The sequence below is a fragment of the Microbacterium sp. Leaf288 genome (genome assembly GCF_001422925.1).
In the GTDB taxonomy this organism is placed as follows: Bacteria; Actinomycetota; Actinomycetes; order Actinomycetales; family Microbacteriaceae; genus Microbacterium.
Window position 1 is genome coordinate 249,004 of the sequence record NZ_LMNI01000013.1, and the last position, 17,959, is coordinate 266,962.

The following is a 17,959-nucleotide window of genomic DNA, read 5'->3' on the forward strand; positions in this document are numbered from 1 at the left end:
GACGGGCAGCGTCGCTTGGATCAGACGACCGGTGCGGTCTCGTCCTCGGTAGCGTCGTCCTCAGCGGGCGCGGTGCGCTCGCCGGACTCCGCGTCGATGGACAGGGCGCGGGCCTCCTCGTCGAGATCGGCCGCGGCCTGCTCGAACTGCGAGTTGTAGAGGCGGAAGTACGCACCCTTCGCCACGATGAGCTCGTCGTGCGTGCCCTTCTCGACGATCCCGCCGTTCTCCATCACGAGGATGAGGTCGGCGTCGCGGATCGTCGACAGGCGGTGCGCGATCACGAACGACGTGCGTCCTTCACGGAGGGCCGCCATCGCGTGCTGCAGCAGCAGCTCGGTGCGGGTGTCGACGGAGCTCGTCGCCTCGTCGAGGATGAGCACCGAGGGCCGCGCCACGAACGCTCGCGCGATCGTGATGAGCTGCTTCTCGCCCGCCGAGATGTTCGACGCATCCTCGTCGAGGAGCGTGTCGTACCCGTCGGGCAGCGAGTGCACGAACCGGTCGACGTAGGTCGCCCGCGCAGCGGCGAGGATCTCGTCGTCGGTGGCGTCGGCCCGGCCGTAGCGGATGTTCTCGCGGATCGTGCCGGCGAACAGCCACGGGTCCTGCAGCACCATGCCGGTCTCGGCGCGGATGTCGCGGCGCGTGAGGTCGGCGATGTTCTGCCCGTTGAGGAGGATGCGACCGCCGTCGAGCTCGTAGAAGCGCATCAGCAGGTTCACGAGCGTCGTCTTGCCTGCGCCGGTCGGACCCACGATCGCGACCGTCTGGCCCGGCTCCACCCGGAACGACAGGTCGTGGATGAGCGGCCGGTCAGGCGAGTACGAGAAGGCGACGTCCTGGAACTCGATCGTGCCGTCGCCCTCGACGAGCGCCGGGGCGTCCTCGGCGTCGGGCTCCTGCTCGGGCTCGTCGAGCAGTTCGAACACGCGCTCGGCCGAGGCCGTGCCCGACTGCACGACCGCCGCCATGCCGCCGAGCTCCGCCAGCGGCTGCGTGAACTGCTGCGAGTACTGGATGAACGCCTGCACGTCGCCGAGGCGCAGCTGGCCGCCGGCCACCATGAGCGCGCCGAAGACCGCGATGCCCACGTAGGTGAGATTCCCGATGAACATCATGGCCGGCATCATGATGTTCGACAGGAACTGCGCCTTGAACGAGGCCTGGTACAGCTCCTCGTTCTCCTCGCGGAACGCCTCGCGCGACGCCTGCTCGCGGCCGAACACCTTGACCAGGGCGTGGCCCGAGAACGACTCCTCGACACGCGCGTTGAGTCGGCCGACCTTGCGCCACTGGATGCCGAACGCCTTCTGCGAGCGCGGCCCGATGACGCCGAACAGGATGCCCATGAGCGGGAAGCTCACCAGCACCACGAGGGTCAGCTGCCACGAGATCGTCAGCATCATGATGAGCACGCCGATCACGGTCAGCACGCTCGTGAGGGCCTGCGACAGCGACTGCTGCATCATCTGCGTGATGTTGTCGATGTCGTTGGTGACGCGCGAGATCAGCTCGCCGCGCTGGACGCGGTCGAAGTAGCGCAGCGGCAGGCGGTTGATCTTCGCCTCGACCTCTTCGCGCAGACGCCACATGACGCGCACCATGATCACGTTGATGACGTAGCCCTGCAGCCACATCAGCAGCGACGACGCGAAGTACAGCCCCAGCACGATGAGCAGCACGCGGCTGAGCGCCATGAAGTCGACGCCGGCGCCGGGCACGAAGTGCTCCATGGCCGAGACGATGTTGGCGAGGTCCTGCTGCCCCGAGGCCTCCAGCCCCGCGACGACCTGCTCCTTGGTCATCCCTGCGGGCGCCATCGACGAGACGACGCCTTCGAAGAGGATGTTGGTCGCCTCGCCGAGCACCTTCGGCGAGAGCACCGCGAGCACGACGCCGATCGAGCCGAGGATCGACACGAACACGAACGACCAGGCGTTCGGGCGCAGCAGCCCGATCAGCCGGCGGAAGGCGGGCCAGAAGTGCGCTGCCTTGCCCGGGGCGACCGCGCCGCTCCAGTCGTCTGCCGCGATGCGCGCCTGCTCGCCGAGCTCGATCTCGGCCTTCTCCTCGGCGCTCAGCTCGGCCACGGCCTGGCGCACGCGCCGACGGGTCTTCTCGGTGTTCTTCTCGTCGCTCATCGCGCGACCTCCGCTCCGAGCTGGGATTCCACGATCTCGCGGTACGTCTGACTGGTCTCGAGCAGCTGCTCGTGCGTGCCGATGCCCACGATGCCGCCGTCGTCGAGCACGACGATGCGATCGGCGTCGGTGATCGTCGAGACGCGCTGGGCGACGACGATCTTGGTGACATCGGGAAGCTCGCGCCACAGCGCCTGCCTCAGCCGCGCATCGGTGGTGAGGTCGAGCGCCGAGAACGAGTCGTCGAACACGAGGACGCGCGGCTGGTGGACGATCGCCCGCGCGATCGCGAGCCGCTGCCGCTGCCCGCCCGAGACGTTCGTGCCGCCCTGCGAGATCGGGGAGTCGAGCCCGGCCTCCATCTGGCTCACGAAATCGCTCGCCTGGGCGATCTCGAGCGCGCGCCAGAGCTCGGCGTCGGTCGCGTCCTCGCGGCCGAACCGCAGGTTCGACGCGATGGTGCCCGAAAACAGGAACGGGCGCTGGGGAACGAGTCCGATCGTGCTCCACAGGGCGTCGAGGTCTGCCCGCCGCACGTCGACCCCGCCGACCTCGACGACGCCGTCGGTGGCGTCGAAGAGCCGAGGGATGAGCGAGATCAGGGTGGTCTTGCCTGCGCCCGTCGAGCCGACGATGGCGACGGTCTCGCCCGCGTCGGCGCGGAAGCTGATGCCCGACAGGATCGGGTGCTCGGCGCCCGGGTACGTGAAGGCGACGTCGCGGAACTCGACGGTGCCGGGAGCCGGGAACCGGCCGACGGCGTCGGACGGGCGCTCGAGCGACGAGTGCGTGTCGAGCACCTCGCCGACGCGCTCGGCCGACACCGCGGCGCGCGGGATCATCAGGGTCATGAAGCTCGCCATCATGACGCCGGAGAGGATGATCATGGCGTACTGCATGAAGGCGAAGAGCGTGCCGATCTGGATCTCGCCGCTGTCGACCTGCATGCCGCCGAACCAGATCACGCCGATGACGGTGACGTTCAGGATCAGCATGACCGCGGGGAAGAGCACCACGAAGAGCGACCCGACCTTGCGGCCGACGACCATGATGTCGGTGTTGGCCTCGCGGAAGCGCTCCTCTTCGATGGGTTCGCGGACGAAGGCGCGGATGACGCGGATGCCGGTGAGCTGCTCGCGCATCACGCGGTTCACGCCGTCGAGCTTGCCCTGGTAGCTGCGGAACAGCGGCACCATGCGGGCGATCACGATGCCCGCGACGACGAGGAGCACCGGCACGGCGACCGCGATGATCCATGCGAGGCTGGCGGCCTGCTCGATCGCGAGCACGATGCCGCCGATCGCGAGCAGCGGCGCCGTGACGAGGAACGTCGCGCCCATCATCGCGAGCATCTGCACCTGCTGCACGTCGTTCGTGTTGCGGGTGATGAGCGAGCCGGCGCCGAAGCCGGTGACCTCGCGCTCGGAGAAGCCCGAGACGCGCTCGAAGATGTCGTCGCGGATGTCGCGACCGAGCCTCATCGCGGCGCGCGCCGCGAAGTAGGTCGCGATGATCGACGCGACGATCTGGCCCAGAGACACGGTCAGCATGACGATGCCGGTGCGCCAGATGTAGTCGGTGTCGCCCTTGGAGACACCGTTGTCGATGATGTCGGCGTTCAGGCTGGGCAGGTACAGCGAGGCGATGGCGGAGGCCGACTGGAACAGCAGCACGCCGAGCAGCAGCCAGCCATACGGTTTGAGATATCGGACGAGGAGCTTTGCCAGCACGAGAGTTCTCCCGGACGCGGCGAAGCCATGGCAGGGCTCCGCCTCTGCGGATCTGAGGGTGCCGACCCACCTTCGCACGGGCCGCCGACATCGCGGCAGTCCCGTTCACTGAGGGCGGAACGGGGGGCGTGGCCGCCTCCCATCGGCGACCCGCCGGTCACTCTAACACGATATATCGCGACACACGAGACCGCTCCCATCCCGCGGCCCCGCAGTGCCGGGAAGGGACGGTGGATGCTGCGGCTACGCCTCCGCGCCCTTCGCGATGTCTGCGCGCTCGCGCCAGCTGCGCGCCGTGACGCGGTCGAGTGCCACCTGGCGGCGCAGCGCGTCGGCCTTCTCGTAGAGCGAGGGCTCGCCCCAGCTCGTGAGCACCTTCACGAGCACCGGGAGCAGCTCGATCATGAAGAACAGCCCGGCGATGAGCCAGTGCGCCCACGCGAGGATCGGCTCACGGGCCGACAGTCGCTCCAGCCCGCCGATCTGGCTCAGCAGGCCCACCGCGCCGGAGTTGCCGCTCGCGATCTCGGCGGCACGGGCGTCGTACGCGGCGAGCGCGGCCTGGTACTGCTCGCGCGCGCCGGGCAGCTCGTCCTTGGCCTGCTGCTTGTTCGTCGCCTCCGATGCGCCGGCGTCCGCCGTGCCCGCGGCCTGCGCGGTGGCGAGATCCGCCTGGGCCGCCGTCAGCTGAGAGTTCAGGTCGTCGTATGCCGCCTGGGCGGCGGCGAGCTGCGCCTCGGCGGCATCCGAGCTCGCGCCTTCGCCGGCGACGCCGCTGCATCCCTGCACCTCGCCGGCACCCTGTCCGGTCAGTTCGCACTGGTAGATCGCGCGCGCCTGGTCGATCACCTGCTGCTGCGCGGCGAGCTTCGCGGTGAGGTCGTCCACGGTCTGCTGCGCCGACGCCGTCGACGCCGACGTGGTGTCGGCGCCCGCCACGACACCGCTGGCCGCCTGGCTCTCGAGCGCCGCAACACGTTCGCTCGCGGCATCCAGCGCCTGCTTCTCGGGCCCGGCGGTGACGGCGTCCTGATCCGACTGCGCCTGGGTGATGTTCGTCGCGTTCACCTCGCGCGCGATGTCGTTGTGGAAGATCTGCAGCACGAGCGGCTCGGCCACGACAATGCCGATGACGGCGGCCATGATGACGCGGGGGATCGCGAGCGCGATCAGCCGCCCGATGCTCTGCGACGAGCGCATCGTCGAGGTGAGGAAGCGGTCGAGGTTGAAGATGATGAGCGCCCACACGATCGCGAGGGGCAGCGCGCCCCACGCGACGATCCGCACTCCCGTGGTGAGCGCGAAGTACATCGAGATCGCTGAGATCAGGGCGGTGCCCGCGATCACGAAGAACATCTGCACGAAGCGCGGCGTCTCGGTCGGCACTTCGTCGAGCACCGATCCGTCGGCCCCGCCGAGGATCGCGAGTTTGCGCCAGCCCGACGTCCGCTCTCGACGCGGGCGCTTCGCACGCTTCGCGCGGACGGGAGGAACGGATGCTGCCGCCTCCGGCTCCTCATCGCGCGAGGCTTGCTCGGCGACGGGCTCATCCTCACGTGGCTCGTCGACGGCGCCCCACTCGCCGATGGTCGTCGTCTGCTCCGCCACGACCGGCTCGGCCACGGCGATCGGCTGCGTCGGGTTCATCGCGAGGGCGTCCTCGAGGAGGTCCTTCGTCACCGGGAACGGGTCTTCGGGGCCGTCGTCACCGGGGCGCTGGTCGGCCCCGGGCTCACCGGCCGCCTGCTGGGCGCGCACGTCGTCGAGGTACAGATCCTCGGTCTGCTCGCCGTCCGTCTCGAACTCGATCCGGCCGTCGGAGCCGAACCGGCCCGGCCGGTGTGCGGAGTAAGAAGACATCCGCACACCATAGAGCGGGCAACCTGTGCGGCAGGTGTATTAGAGAAGCGTGAGATCCCGGATCCCCCGGGTCGCGGCATCCGTCATCCCGTCCTCGCCGCGTGCGAAGTCCGGACTTCGCACCATCTGGAGGTCGGAACTCAGCGTTCCCGGACCTCCCGGATGGGCACCGTGCCCCGGCGCGCGAAGTCCGGACTTCGCGAGCTCCGAAGGCCGGTCGGGTGCGTTTCCCGGACCGCCCCCGGGATTGGCACCGTGCCCCGGCGCGCGAAGTCCGGACTCCGCAAGCTCCGAAGGCCGGGCGGGAGCGTTTCCCGGACCGCCCCCGGATGGGCACCGTGCCCCGACGCGCGAAGCCCGGACTTCGCAAGCTCCGAGGGCCGGGCGGGTGCGTTTTCGGGACGTGTCAGTCCTCGAGCGGGGTCGCCGCGGCGACCGCCTCGTCCTCTTCGGTGGCGACGAGCTGGCCGCACGCGCCGTCGATCTCCTTGCCGCGGGTGTCGCGGAGGGTCGTCGGGATGCCGGCGTCGTTGAGGCGGCGGACGAACTCGTTCTGCACCTCGACCTCGGACGCGGTCCAGATCGAGCCGGGAGTCGGGTTCAGCGGGATGGGGTTCACGTGCACCCAGCCGCGGCCACGGTCGTTGAGCTTCTTCGCCAGCAGGTCGGCGCGCCAGCCGTGGTCGTTCATGTCCTTGATGAGGGCGTACTCGATCGAGACGCGGCGGCCCGTCTTGTCGAAATAGGCGCGCGCGGCGTCGAGCGCCTCGTCGACCTTCCAGCGCGAGTTCACCGGGATGAGCTCGTCGCGCAGCTTGTCGTCGGGCGCGTGCAGTGAGAGGGCGAACGTCACGGGGATGTCCTCGGCGGCGAGCTTCGTGATCGCGGGCACGAGGCCGACCGTCGAGACGGTGATGCCGCGAGCGCTCATGCCGAGGCCGTGCTGCTTGTCGGTCATCACGCGCACGGCCTGCATCACGCGGGCGTAGTTGGCGAGCGGCTCGCCCATGCCCATGAAGACGATGTTCGACACCCGGTCGGCGGAGTGGTCGTCCTTCTTCTTTCCGCCGAGGCCCCCGTCGGCGATGAGCCGGTTGGCGCGCACGACCTGCTCGACGATCTCGGCCGCCGACATGTTGCGCGTGAGGCCGGCCTGACCGGTCGCGCAGAACGGGCAGTTCATGCCGCAGCCGGCCTGCGAAGAGACGCACAGCGTGATGCGGCCGGGGTAGCGCATGAGCACCGACTCGACGAGCGCGCCGTCGTGCAGCTTCCACAGGAACTTGATCGTGTCACCGCGGTCGGTCTCCAGGCGGCGCACCTCGGTGAGGAGCGCCGGCAGCATGCCGTGCACGAACTCCTCGCGGCCCTCGGCGGGGAGGTCCGTCATGTCGGCGGGATTGTGGGTCCAATGCTGGAAGTAGTGCTTCTCGAGCTGCTTCGCCCGGAAGCCGGGGAGCCCGAGCTCCTTGACCTTCTCGACGCGCTGCTCGGGGGTGAAGTCCGCCATGTGCACGGGCGGCTTGCCCCGCTTCGGACTCGCGAACTGCAGGAGGGGCCGACCCTCGGCATCCTTCTTCTGCGTCCATCCCTCGGTCGCCGGACGCACCTGCCTCGGTTTCGTCGTGCGCACAGGGGAATCGGTCATGCGTCCAGGGTACGCGGACACGCCTGGACGGAGGCCGATCCCCGCGCCCGGACTAGGCTCGGCCTGTGGTGCCCGCCCCGAACCTTCTCGCCTTCACGCTCGCCGCCCTCGTCCTGATCGTGATCCCGGGCCCGAGCGTGCTCTTCACGATCGGGCGCGCGCTCGCGCTCGGCCGCATCGGCGGGCTGCTCAGCGTGCTCGGCAACGCACTCGGCCTGCTGCCGATCATCGGCCTCGTCGCGATCGGCGTCGGCGGCATCGTCGCGCAGTCGGTCGTGCTCTTCACGATCGTCAAGGCCGGCGGCGCGCTGTACCTCATGTACCTCGGCGTGCAGGCGATCCGCCACCGTCATCGCGCCGCCGCGGAGGCGAACGGCGGCGTGGCGCCGCGCTCGGCGTGGCGCCAGCTCGGCGAAGGGTTCGTCGTCGGCATCACGAACCCCAAGACGATCGCGTTCTTCGTCGCGGTGCTCCCCCAGTTCGTCGACCTGAGCGCCGGCATGGTCCCGCTGCAGATGATCGAGCTCGGACTCGTCTTCTTCGTCATCGCCCTCATCTCCGACGGCATCTGGGCGCTCATCGCGGCCGGCGCTCGCGACTGGTTCGGGCGCTCACCGAAGCGCATCTCCACCCTGTCGGCCACCGGAGGCGGCCTCATGATCGGCCTCGGCGGCATCCTCCTCTTCACCGGGAACAAGCACTGACATGACGACGGCCCCGACGCCCCCTGCCGACCGCCGGCGGATCATCTTCCTCGATGTCGACGGAACACTCCTCGAGCACGGCTCGCACGTGTCGCCCTCGACCGGCCCGGCCATCCGCGCGGTGCGCGAGGCCGGGCACCTGGTGTACCTGAGCACCGGCCGGTCGGCCTCCGACATCCATCCGGACGTCGCCGAGATCGGCTTCGACGGCGCGGTCACCAACTCGGGCGCGCTGGTCGTGTCGGGCGAAGAAGTGGTCGTCGACCGCCCGCTGTCGCCCGCCGCGACGGACCGCATGCTCACGGCGCTGCGGAGCCGAGGCATCCGCTACTTCCTGCAGACCCGCGATGCGGTCTACGCAAGCGACGACATGGCCGAGCTGATGCGCGACTACGCGGCGGCGCTCGAGGCGCGGGAGGCGGCGGGCCGGCAGGTGCGGCCGGAGGACTCGCTGGTCGGTCTCGCGCAGCGCACGTTCCCCGGCGTCGAGGAAGCGGACCTCACCCGCATCGACAAGGCCGTCTTTGTCAGCGACCACCCCGAAGGCCTCGACGAGCTGCGGGAAGACCTCGGCGACGAGTTCCTGATCGTGCCGGGGAGCATGCCGCTGCCGGGCGGCTCGAACGGCGAGATCAGCGAGCGCGAGACGACGAAGGGGTCGGCGATCGAGCTGCTGCTGGCGCACCTGGGCATGGACGCCGCCGACGCGATCGCGGTGGGCGACAGCTGGAACGACATCGAGATGTTCCAGGTGTGCGGCGTCTCGGTGGCGATGGGCAACGCCCAGCCCGAGCTCAAGGAGCTCGCCGACTTCGTCACGACCGACGTGCTCGACGACGGGATCGCGAACGCGTTCCGCCGCCTCGGCCTGATCTGAGCCCCGGACCCCTCAGCCCGCGGGTGCGGCGGTCGATGCGCGGAGCACCAGCTGCGTCGCCAGCCGGACCTGCTCGGGCGGCGCGCCGCGCTCCATCTCGAGCGCGACGCGCAGTGACTCGCGGCCGAGCAGACCCCAGTCCTGACGCACGGTCGTGAGTGGCGGGGCGAACATCTCGGCCTCGTCGATGTCGTCGAATCCGAGGACCGACACGTCCTGCGGAATCCGCAGGCCGGCCTCGATGATCGCACGGTAGGCGCCCAGCGCCATCTGGTCGTTCGCCGCGAAGACGGCGGTGGGGCGCTCCTCGGCGAGCAGCTGCCGCATCGCGCGGTAGCCCGAGCCGGGGCTCCAGTCCCCGGGTCGAGCCGCCGGAAGCACACGTCCGCGCTCGGCGAGCACGGCGCGCCAGGCGTCGAGCCGCGACGCCGCGGAGAACGAGCCGGGCGGTCCGGTGATGTGGTGCACCGTCTGGTGGCCGAGGTCGAGCAGGTACCCCACCGCCTGGCGCGCGCCGACGTCCTGATCGAAGTCGACGGTGGCGACGCCGTCGACGAGCGGCGGGCCGAGGATCACCGCCGGCACCCCCTCGGGCAGCTGCAGCGCCTCGTCGATGCCGAACGGGGCGGGGAGGATGACGATCAGCACGTCGACCGCCATCTCCCCCAGTCGCGTGAAGGCCCCGTTGGCCGCCTGCCCGGAGGAGGCGGCCAACGGCATGAGCGTCGTCGCGTAGCCGCTCTCGGCGGCCCGCTCGGAGATCTCCTCGAGCGAGCGGTGGGTGCCCACGGAATGCAGGCTGTGGTACACGACACCGACCGTGCGGAACGACCCGCGCCGGATGGCGCGGGCCGCCGCATTGGGGCGGTAGCCCAGCTCACGCATCTTGGCGAGGACGAGCTCGCGCTTCTCGGGCGCCACGTTCGGCTCGCCGTTCGCGACGCGGGAGACCGTCTGCACCGATACGCCGACGGCCTGCGCCACGTCACGCAGCGAGGTGCGGCGCTCCTGCACTCTCAGACCCCTCGGAAGGCGAAGTCGAACACGAGGTCCCCGCTGGTCGGCAGGTGGTACTGCGCGAGCGTGCGCGCACCCCACGCGTCGTCGCCGCCCACGCCGCGCCGCATGAGCGCCGGCCGCAGCACGGTGCGGTGGATCGGCGGCAGCTCGGTCTGGTGCAGGGCGTTCTCCACTTCGTCCGGAGTCCACGGCAGCGCCGAGAACTCCATGCCCCCGGCGGACTCGACGCGCAGACCCGCTCCCCTGTCGTCGGTGACCTCGGCCCACCGCACCCCGGTGCGGCTTCCCGCCTCCTGCGGACGCAGATAGGGGGTGAGCTCCGTCGTCACGTCGCGATCGTACACGCCCAGGCGTGCCCCGCCGCGGCGGTCGACGTAGCACTCCTCGGGTCCGTCGCCGTACCAGCGCAGCCGGCGGAACTCCGGCAGCGTGGTGAGCAGCATCCCGAACTCGGGCAGGCTCGGCAGACCCTCGACCAGGTGCAGCGTCTGCGTCACCTCGACGCGGCCAGAACCGTCGACGCGGTAAGCCACGTCGCACGTCGTGGCCGGCCGCGTCGGCAGCTCGTACTCGTACGTCACCGTCACCGCGGTGGCGTCCTGTTCGACCCGCGTGCGGGTCAGCGGCTCGCGCACGCGCCCGTAGCGGCCGGCGAGCAGCCACTGGCCATCCTCGAAGGGCGCCTCCCACCCGCGCTCGTTCGACGTCGGCGCGTGCCAGAAGTGCGGCCGCGGCATCCCCTTGAGCAGCTCCCGCCCGCCGTCCGACGTCATGCCGAACCGATAGGAGGTGAGCCCGCCGTACAGCGTCGAGAACAGGGTGCTGAAGCCGGCACCGCGCACCCCGATGTTGTGCGCGCCGCGGATGAGCTCGGGCGCCGGTGCCGCGACCCGCGCGGGCGGCGCCCCGACCTGGACGACCCGCTGCTCGTACGCGACCTCGTGTCCTTCCGGGGCCCACGCCGTCGCCGCCCGCAGGCGGAACGACACGTCGATCGCGTACTCCCCGGGCGCGGCGGGGACCGCGATGGGGAGGGCGACGCGACCGGTGTCGCCGGCGGCGATGTCGGTCTCGACGTCTTCGCTGCGCAGCATCCGTCCCTCGCGCGAGAGCGTGACGACGCAGCGGTACGCGGCGCTGGACGTCGAGAGCAGACGGTTGTGCACCGTGAAGCCGTCGTCGTCGATGCGGATCTTGAAGCCCTGGTAGAGGTACGCGACCTCCTGGAGCTTCGGCGTCGGCGAGTGGTCGGTGAAGAAGATGCCGTTGCCGCAGAACTCGGCATCGTTCGGGGAGTCGCCGAAGTCGCCGCCGTAGCCGTAGTACTCCTTGCCGTACCGGTCGGTCAGGGCGATCGCCTGGTCGGCGAAGTCCCAGATGAACCCGCCCTGGAACAGCGGCTCGCGGTAGGCCAGCTCGATGTACTCGTCGACGGCACCGAACGAGTTGCCCATGGCGTGGGCGTACTCGCACAGGATGAACGGCTTGTCGCGGCGGTGACGCAGGTACTCCTCCACCTCCGCGGCGGGGGTGTACATCTGGCTCGCGACGTCGGTCGTCTCCTCGTAGCGCGGGTCCCAGAACACGCCCTCGTAGTGCACCGGGCGGCTGTCGACCTCGCGGAACCACGCGGCGACGTCGCGCAGGTTGGTGCCGCCGAACGACTCGTTCCCGCACGACCACATCACGACGCTCGGGTGGTTCTTGTCGCGCTCGAACATGCTCGCCGCGCGGTCCATCAGCGCCGGCCGCCACTCGGGGCGATCGCCCGGGACGGCGTCCTCGATGGGCGCGCCGAGCTTGCGGATGCGATCCCAGACGCCGTGGCTCTCGAGGTTCATCTCGTCGATGACCATGAGCCCGTGCCGGTCCGTGAGCTCGTAGAACACCGTGCTGTTCGGGTAGTGGCTGGTGCGCACGGCGTTCACGCCGACGGCCTTCAGGGCGAGGAGGTCGGCCTCGATCTCGCCCGCGGTCTGCACGCGCCCGGCGAGACCGAACTCGTGCCGGTTCACCCCGAAGAAGACCACACGCCGCCCGTTGAGCTTCATCAGCCCGTCCTCGATCGCGAAGCGCCTCACACCGACGCGCTGCACGATGACTTCGGTCACCTCGCCCGCGGCGTCTCGCACCTCGATCTCGACCTCGTACAGCCACGGGTCCTCGGGGCTCCACAGCCGCGGGTTCTCGAGACGGATGCCGAAGCCGCCGTCGCTGTGGGGCTCGAGCGGTCCGACCCCGGCGAGGCGGGCCGCGACGCTCCCCTCGCCGCGCAGGTCGACGCGCAGGGCGATGTCGGCGGACCCGGCGTCGTGGGCGAGGTCGACGTCGACCCGGAGGTCTTCGACGTGCGCACGGGGACGGCGGTACAGGACGACGTCGCGGAACAGCCCTGAGAACCGGAAGAAGTCCTGGTCCTCGAGCCATGAGCCGCTGGAGAACTTGAACACCTGCGCGGCGAGCTTGTTCTCCCCCTCGACCAGCGCGTCGGTCACGTCGAACTCCGACGGCGTGAAGCTGTCGGTGGCGTACCCGAGGTAGCGCCCGTTGAGCCAGACCGCGATCGCGCTCTCGGCGCCCAGGAAGCTGATGCTCACGGACTCGCCGTCCTCGACCGGCCGGTCGAGGACGAAGCTCTTCACGTACGAGGCGACGGGGTTGTAGCGCTCGGGCACCTCGCCCGGGTCGATCTGCTCGACGCCGTCCCAGGGGTACTGGACGTTGACGTACTGCGGGCGGTCGTAGCCGTGCAGCTGGATGTGCGCGGGGACCGGGATGTCGTCCCAGCTCTCGCAGTCGTACTCCGGGTGGAAGAAACCGGCCGGGGCCGCCGCGGGGTTCTTCGCGTAGTGGATCTTCCAGCGGCCGCTGAGCGACTGCTCGTAGCCGCTGTCGCCGTCCGCCGCCTCGGCCGCCGTCCGGAACCAGCGGTGGTCCGAGTGGGCGGGCCGGCGGTTCTCCTGGACGAACCGGGGATCCGCGATCCGCGTGGCGTCGAACATCACGCCCTCCTCTCCGAAGCTCTCGGTCTCGATGTCGATGGTGTCGAGGGTCACTTGACCGCCCCCGTGATGCCCTGCGCGAACTGCCGCTGCAGGAGGAGGAACACGATCATCGTCGGCAGCGACGACAGCAGCACGGCGAGCATCAGCACGCCGTAGTCGGTGACGTACCCGGCGCTGATGTTCGCGGTGAGCATCGGCATCGTCAGCACGCTGTTGTTGACGAGGATCACCTTCGGCCACAGGAAGTTGTTCCACGCCATCATGAACGTGATGACGGCGGCGGCCGCGAAGGTCGACTTCATCGTGGGGACGTAGATCCGCGCGAAGATCGACAGCTCGCTCAGCCCGTCGATGCGAGCCGCCTCGATGATCTCGTGCGGGAACGACCGGGACGCCTGCCGGAACAGCAGGATGAGGAACGGCGTCGAGATCATGGGGATGACCACCGCCCACAGCGAGTTCACCATCCCGACGCGCGCGAACAGCTGGAAGAGCGGGATCATCGTCGCGGCGAACGGGATCATCATCGCGAGCAGCAGGATCGCCATGACGGCGTCCTTGCCCTTGGAGTGATAGACCTCGAAGCCATAGCCGGCGATGGAGCACACCGTCAGCGCGAGGATCGTCGTGCCCACCGCGATGAGGAACGAGTTCGTCATCGCGCCCACGACGTCCTGCGTCGAGAAGAGGGCCGCGATGTTCTCGAAGAGGGCGGTGCCCGGCAGCATCCGTGACGACAGCACGTCCTTGCTGGTGTTCGTGGCCGAGACGGCCATGAAGTAGAGCGGGAAGACCGAGAACAGGGCCCAGATCGCCAGCAGGGCGTACCCGGGAAGACTGCGGAGCTTGTTAATCACGCTTGTCACCGACCTTCATCTGGATGAACGAGAGGATGGCGACGAGCATGAGGATCACGTACGAGATCGCCGCGGCATAGCCGAAGTTGGGGTTCTTCTGGAACGACACCTCGTAGAGGTAGTGCGCCATCGACATGGTCTGGTGGGCGGGGCCGCCCTGGGTCAGCGCCCACGACTCGTCGAACATCTGCAGGGTGCCGTTGATCGACAGGATCGCGGTGAGCACGATCATGGGCTTCAGCTGCGGCACGGTGACGTACCAGAACGTCTGGAAGGCATTCGCCCCGTCCATGCGGGCCGCCTCGATGCTGGACTGGTCGATGTTCTGCAGGGCTGCGAGGTAGAAGACCATGTTGTAGCCGGTCCAGCGCCAGAGCAGGCCCAGGATGATCACGAAGCGCGCGGTCTCGGGCTGGCCGAGCCAGTTGATCGGGCCGCCGATGGCACCGATCGACATGAGCATGTCGTTGACGAAGCCGTCATTGGCGAAGAGCGTCCGGAACACCAGCGAGTACGACACCAGCGACACGGCGCAGGGCAGGAAGATCGCGGTCCGCCACACCGCCTTGAACCGGAGCTTCGGGTTGTTGAGCAGGTTCGCCAGCACCAGTGCCAGCGCCAGCATGATGGGCACCTGGATGATCAGGTAGATGAACGTGTTCGTCAGCGTGAGGCGGAAGACGTCGTCGTTCAGCAGGCGCTCGTAGTTGTACCAGAGCGGATCGGCGAACTCGAGGCGCGTGCCGCGTCCGGTCTGCAGCGACAGGACGAAGGCCTGCGCCATCGGGATGAAGCTCATGAACAGGATGAGCAGTGCGGCGGGGAGCAGGAACCCCCACCCGGTGAGGCTGCGGCGGCGGGTGTTGCTGAGCCACGGCTTGCGGTCGCCGATGTAGTTGTTCAGCGGCGGCGGCTGATTGCGCCTGCTCGCAGTCTTGGTGCGCGTCTTCACGTCGGAGGCCACGGCGTCGTCTCTTTTCCTTGGGCGGTCAGGGCCACGGTTCCGGTCCGGCGGGGCGGGTTCGCCGCCCCGCCGGACCGTCTCGCGTGGTTACTCCATCGCGAACTCGACGTTGGCCTGCGCCTCTTCGAGCGCCGTCGTCATGTCGGTGCCGCCCATGATCTGCGTCATGGCCGTGCTCACCGCATCACGTGCCTCGTAGTAGTACGCACCCGTGTTGTTCGACGGGACCTCCGGGCCGAACTTCACGACGTCGGCGAAGATCGGCTGACCGCCGAAGAACGCGATCGGCTCGTTGTAGACGTCGCTGTCACCGGCCGGGATCCAGTTCGCGACCGCGCCGGCCTTCGGCAGGATCGTGTCGTACAGCTCGGTCGAGCCGGCGAAGGTCGCGCCGAGGAAGTCCGACGCGAGGTCGACGTCGGCCGTCGACGAGATCGCCCAGGACGATCCGCCGTTCGCGGAGTAGTTCGTCGCGCCCGAGACCGTGTCGAGCTTGGGGAGGTTCGTGACGGCCCACTTGCCGTTCTGGTCTTCGGCGGTCTGGATCGAGCCGACGATCCACACGCCGTTGATCGTGCCGCCGACGGTGCCGTTCACGAGCGTGCCGATGTACTCGTCCCACGAGTTGACCTCGACGAGCACGCCCGCCTCGACGAGCTGCGTGTAGGTGTCGATGGCCGCCTCGAGCGCGGCGTTGTCGACGATGGTGGGGTTGCCCTCGTCGTCGAACAGGCTGGCGCCGGCGGACTGCAGCATCATCATCGGGATGTCGGCGGAGCCGGCCTGGCCCGACAGCAGCGGCTGCCCCGTCTTGGCGAGCACGTCCTTGCCGATCGTGAGGTACTCGTCCCACGTGATGTCGGTGAAGTCGTCGACGGTGTAGCCCGCCTCCTCGAGCACGTCGGTGCGCAGCGCCGTGATCGCGGTGCCGGCGTCGAAGGGCACGCCGTAGTTGACGTCGTCGATCGTGGAGTAGTCGACGACCGACTGCGGGAACTCCGAGAAATCGATGTCGGAGTCGCTGAAGTCCGAGAACAGGTCGGGGTAGTTGATCCCGTTCTTCTGGAACGCGTTGTTCTGCATCAGGAAGATGTCGGGCAGCTCGTCGAACGCCTGCGACTGCGCGATCGTCGTGAGCTTGGTCTGGAGGTCGTCCCACGGCACCTCGACGATGTCGAGTTCGAAGTCGGGGTGATCCTTCTGGTACACCTTCTCGGCCTCCTCCATCGCGTAGATGTTGAAGGCGGGGTCCCAGGTCCAGACGGTGAGCGTCTCGTCCCCGTCTCCCTCGCCGGAGCCGCCGCCCGACCCGCTGCAGGAGGTCAGGGTCAGCGCGAGGGGAACGGCGAGCACGAGGGCTCCCGCGGTCAGCTTGGTGAAGCGCTTCATGGGATTGCAGATCCTTCCATGGATTCCGTGACGCCGAAGCGGTGCCCCGGCGGCGAGACGCGCTGCACGTGGTGCCGTGCAGAGCGTGGGGCGGATCAGTCGTCGGCGCGTCGAACGCGCGTCGGAACGAACAGAGACACATCCGGAAGTACCGCGGCGATGCGGCGTCGCATCGTTGCGCTCTCCGGTGAGCACGCCGTCCTCTGATTCCGATGGAAAGCTAACACTGGTAACGTCACCACGCCAGTGTTTGAGCGGATTTTCCTTTTTTGAGAATCATCCTCGCCAACGCCGTCGCGCAAGGTCGCCGACGGCGCCTTCGGCGTGCAGGCGGAAGGCGCGGAGGGCGGACGGATGCTGCCGCGCCGGCGTCGCGGCCGCGCGCGGCGGACCTCAGCCCTCGGCCGTGGGGGCCTTTGCGCCGAGGTTCACGAGGTTGCCGGCGGGGTCGCGCACCTGCGCGACCCGCTCGCCCCACGGCATGTCCTCCGGTGGCTGGATCGGGTGACCGCCCGCGCGCACCCACGCCCTGAATGCGCGATCGACGTCGTCGACGTAGAACCACAGTGCGACCCGCTCGCCGCCGCCGGGCGGCAGAGCGTCCTCGTCGCGGCCGATCCCGAGCGGGACCCCGTCGATCTTCAGCGACACGTACGCGTCGGCGCCGTTCGCGTCGGCGAACCGGTAGTCGACGACCCCGCCGAGCGCGCGCTCGTAGAAGCTCACGAGCTCGGGCAGCTCGCGTGCCAGCAGGATCGGGAACAGGCTCCGCACCGCCATGGCCCCACGCTACGCCGCCGCACCCGTGCGAGACAGGGGATCCTCACCGAGACCGACGACGACCCCGGTCTGGCGGGCGAATCCTCGGTCTCGGCGAGACCTCGGATTCGCCGGCGACATCAGTCCAGGAAGATGTCGGGGAACAGCGCCTCGTCGGGCGTGCCGGGAACCGCGGCGTACCCGGAGAAGTCGGTGACGCCGGAGGCCTCGAGCACGTCCTCGACGATGAGCGTCTGCCCGGTGTACTCGCGCGAGGGCCGGGTGAACACCTCGTACGCCGCGTCGGCGTAGATCTCGGGCGTGCGGCTGACCTTCATCATGCGGTCGCCGCCCAGGGCGAACTGCACCGCGGCGGTCGCGATCGTCGTGCGCGGCCACAGCGTGTTCGCGGCGATCCCCGCCTCGGCGAACTCCGCGGCCATCCCCAGCGTGACCATCGTCATGCCGTACTTCGCCAGCGTGTATCCGGTGTGCCCGCCGAGCCACTTCGGCGACAGGTTGAGCGGCGGCGAGAGCGAGAGGATGTGCGGGTTCGCAGCATCCTTCAGAATCGGCACCGCTGCCCGCGAGAGCATGAACGTGCCGCGCACGTTGACGTCCTGCATGAGGTCGTACTTCTTGGCGTCGAGGTCGAGCGAGCGCGACAGGTCGATGACCGAGGCGTTGTTCACGACGATGTCGATGCCGCCGAACTCGCCCTGCGTCTTGAGCACGGCCTCGGTCACGTCGTCGTCGTTGCGCACGTCGCCGACGATCGGCAGTGCGTTGCCGCCGGCCGCGCGGATCTCTTCCGCTGCCGAGTGCACGGTGCCCTCGAGCTTGGGGTGGGGCGTGTCGGTCTTGGCCAGCAGGGCGATGTTGGCACCGTCGCGCGCCGCGCGCAGCGCGATCGCGAGGCCGATGCCGCGGCTGCCGCCCGACATCAGGATCGTCTTGCCGGCGAGGGGCTTGTCGCTCATCTCAGGATCTCCTCGGTCAGGA

The 17,959-nt window shown here is 69.2% G+C and carries 13 protein-coding genes; 2 read left to right on the plus strand and 11 right to left on the minus strand.

Going from position 1 to position 17,959, the window contains the following annotated elements; genetic code table 11:
• Positions 1 to 20 precede the first annotated feature (20 nt).
• The 4 genes from ASF40_RS18825 to rlmN all read right to left on the minus strand — a co-directional run bounded on the left by ASF40_RS18825 (position 21) and on the right by rlmN (position 7,382).
• Entirely contained in the window at positions 21 to 2,144 is a 2,124-nt protein-coding gene (locus tag ASF40_RS18825; protein WP_056371979.1) for an ABC transporter ATP-binding protein, read from the minus strand.
• Positions 2,141 to 3,874 carry an ABC transporter ATP-binding protein gene (locus ASF40_RS18830; RefSeq protein WP_056371981.1) on the minus strand — a complete coding sequence of 578 codons (1,734 nt, stop codon included), beginning with the start codon at positions 3,872 to 3,874 and terminating at the stop codon, positions 2,141 to 2,143. The genes ASF40_RS18825 and ASF40_RS18830 overlap by 4 nt, the downstream gene beginning before the upstream one ends.
• A gap of 243 nt (positions 3,875 to 4,117) precedes the next feature.
• The gene (locus tag ASF40_RS18835; protein WP_056371983.1) at positions 4,118 to 5,734 is read right to left on the minus strand and encodes a DUF4407 domain-containing protein; all 1,617 of its coding nucleotides are present in this window, start codon (positions 5,732 to 5,734) and stop codon (positions 4,118 to 4,120) included.
• Between the two features lie 406 nt (positions 5,735 to 6,140).
• A complete protein-coding gene (gene rlmN, locus ASF40_RS18840; RefSeq protein WP_056371985.1) occupies positions 6,141 to 7,382 on the minus strand; it encodes a 23S rRNA (adenine(2503)-C(2))-methyltransferase RlmN in 1,242 nt (413 codons plus the stop codon).
• 65 nt (positions 7,383 to 7,447) lie between these two features.
• Here rlmN and ASF40_RS18845 point away from each other — a divergent pair, with 65 nt between their 5' ends.
• Together ASF40_RS18845 and ASF40_RS18850 are read left to right on the plus strand one after the other, a co-directional pair.
• Complete coding sequence (locus ASF40_RS18845) at positions 7,448 to 8,086, plus strand: LysE family translocator (RefSeq protein ID WP_056371987.1); 639 nt, start codon at positions 7,448 to 7,450, stop codon at positions 8,084 to 8,086.
• A 1-nt stretch (position 8,087) separates the two neighbouring features.
• Positions 8,088 to 8,963 carry a Cof-type HAD-IIB family hydrolase gene (locus tag ASF40_RS18850; RefSeq protein WP_056371989.1) on the plus strand — a complete coding sequence of 292 codons (876 nt, stop codon included), beginning with the start codon at positions 8,088 to 8,090 and terminating at the stop codon, positions 8,961 to 8,963.
• A gap of 12 nt (positions 8,964 to 8,975) precedes the next feature.
• Here ASF40_RS18850 and ASF40_RS21375 read toward each other — a convergent pair whose 3' ends face one another.
• The 7 genes from ASF40_RS21375 to ASF40_RS18885 form a co-directional block, all read right to left on the minus strand.
• Positions 8,976 to 9,977 carry a LacI family DNA-binding transcriptional regulator gene (locus tag ASF40_RS21375; RefSeq protein WP_235560286.1) on the minus strand — a complete coding sequence of 334 codons (1,002 nt, stop codon included), beginning with the start codon at positions 9,975 to 9,977 and terminating at the stop codon, positions 8,976 to 8,978.
• A gap of 2 nt (positions 9,978 to 9,979) precedes the next feature.
• A complete protein-coding gene (locus tag ASF40_RS21380; protein WP_082497202.1) occupies positions 9,980 to 13,039 on the minus strand; it encodes a glycoside hydrolase family 2 TIM barrel-domain containing protein in 3,060 nt (1,019 codons plus the stop codon).
• On the minus strand, positions 13,036 to 13,845 hold the full coding sequence (locus tag ASF40_RS18865; RefSeq protein ID WP_235560287.1) for a carbohydrate ABC transporter permease: 810 nt from the start codon (positions 13,843 to 13,845) through the stop codon (positions 13,036 to 13,038). The genes ASF40_RS21380 and ASF40_RS18865 overlap by 4 nt, the downstream gene beginning before the upstream one ends.
• Entirely contained in the window at positions 13,838 to 14,809 is a 972-nt protein-coding gene (locus ASF40_RS18870; protein ID WP_235560288.1) for a carbohydrate ABC transporter permease, read from the minus strand. Before ASF40_RS18870 ends, ASF40_RS18865 begins: the two co-directional genes overlap by 8 nt.
• A gap of 87 nt (positions 14,810 to 14,896) precedes the next feature.
• Entirely contained in the window at positions 14,897 to 16,198 is a 1,302-nt protein-coding gene (locus ASF40_RS18875; protein ID WP_056371992.1) for an ABC transporter substrate-binding protein, read from the minus strand.
• Positions 16,199 to 16,591: 393 nt separating this feature from the next.
• A complete protein-coding gene (locus ASF40_RS18880) occupies positions 16,592 to 16,978 on the minus strand; it encodes a VOC family protein (protein WP_056371994.1) in 387 nt (128 codons plus the stop codon).
• A gap of 119 nt (positions 16,979 to 17,097) precedes the next feature.
• On the minus strand, positions 17,098 to 17,937 hold the full coding sequence (locus ASF40_RS18885) for an SDR family oxidoreductase (RefSeq protein WP_056371996.1): 840 nt from the start codon (positions 17,935 to 17,937) through the stop codon (positions 17,098 to 17,100).
• Between the last annotated feature and the right edge of the window lie 22 nt (positions 17,938 to 17,959).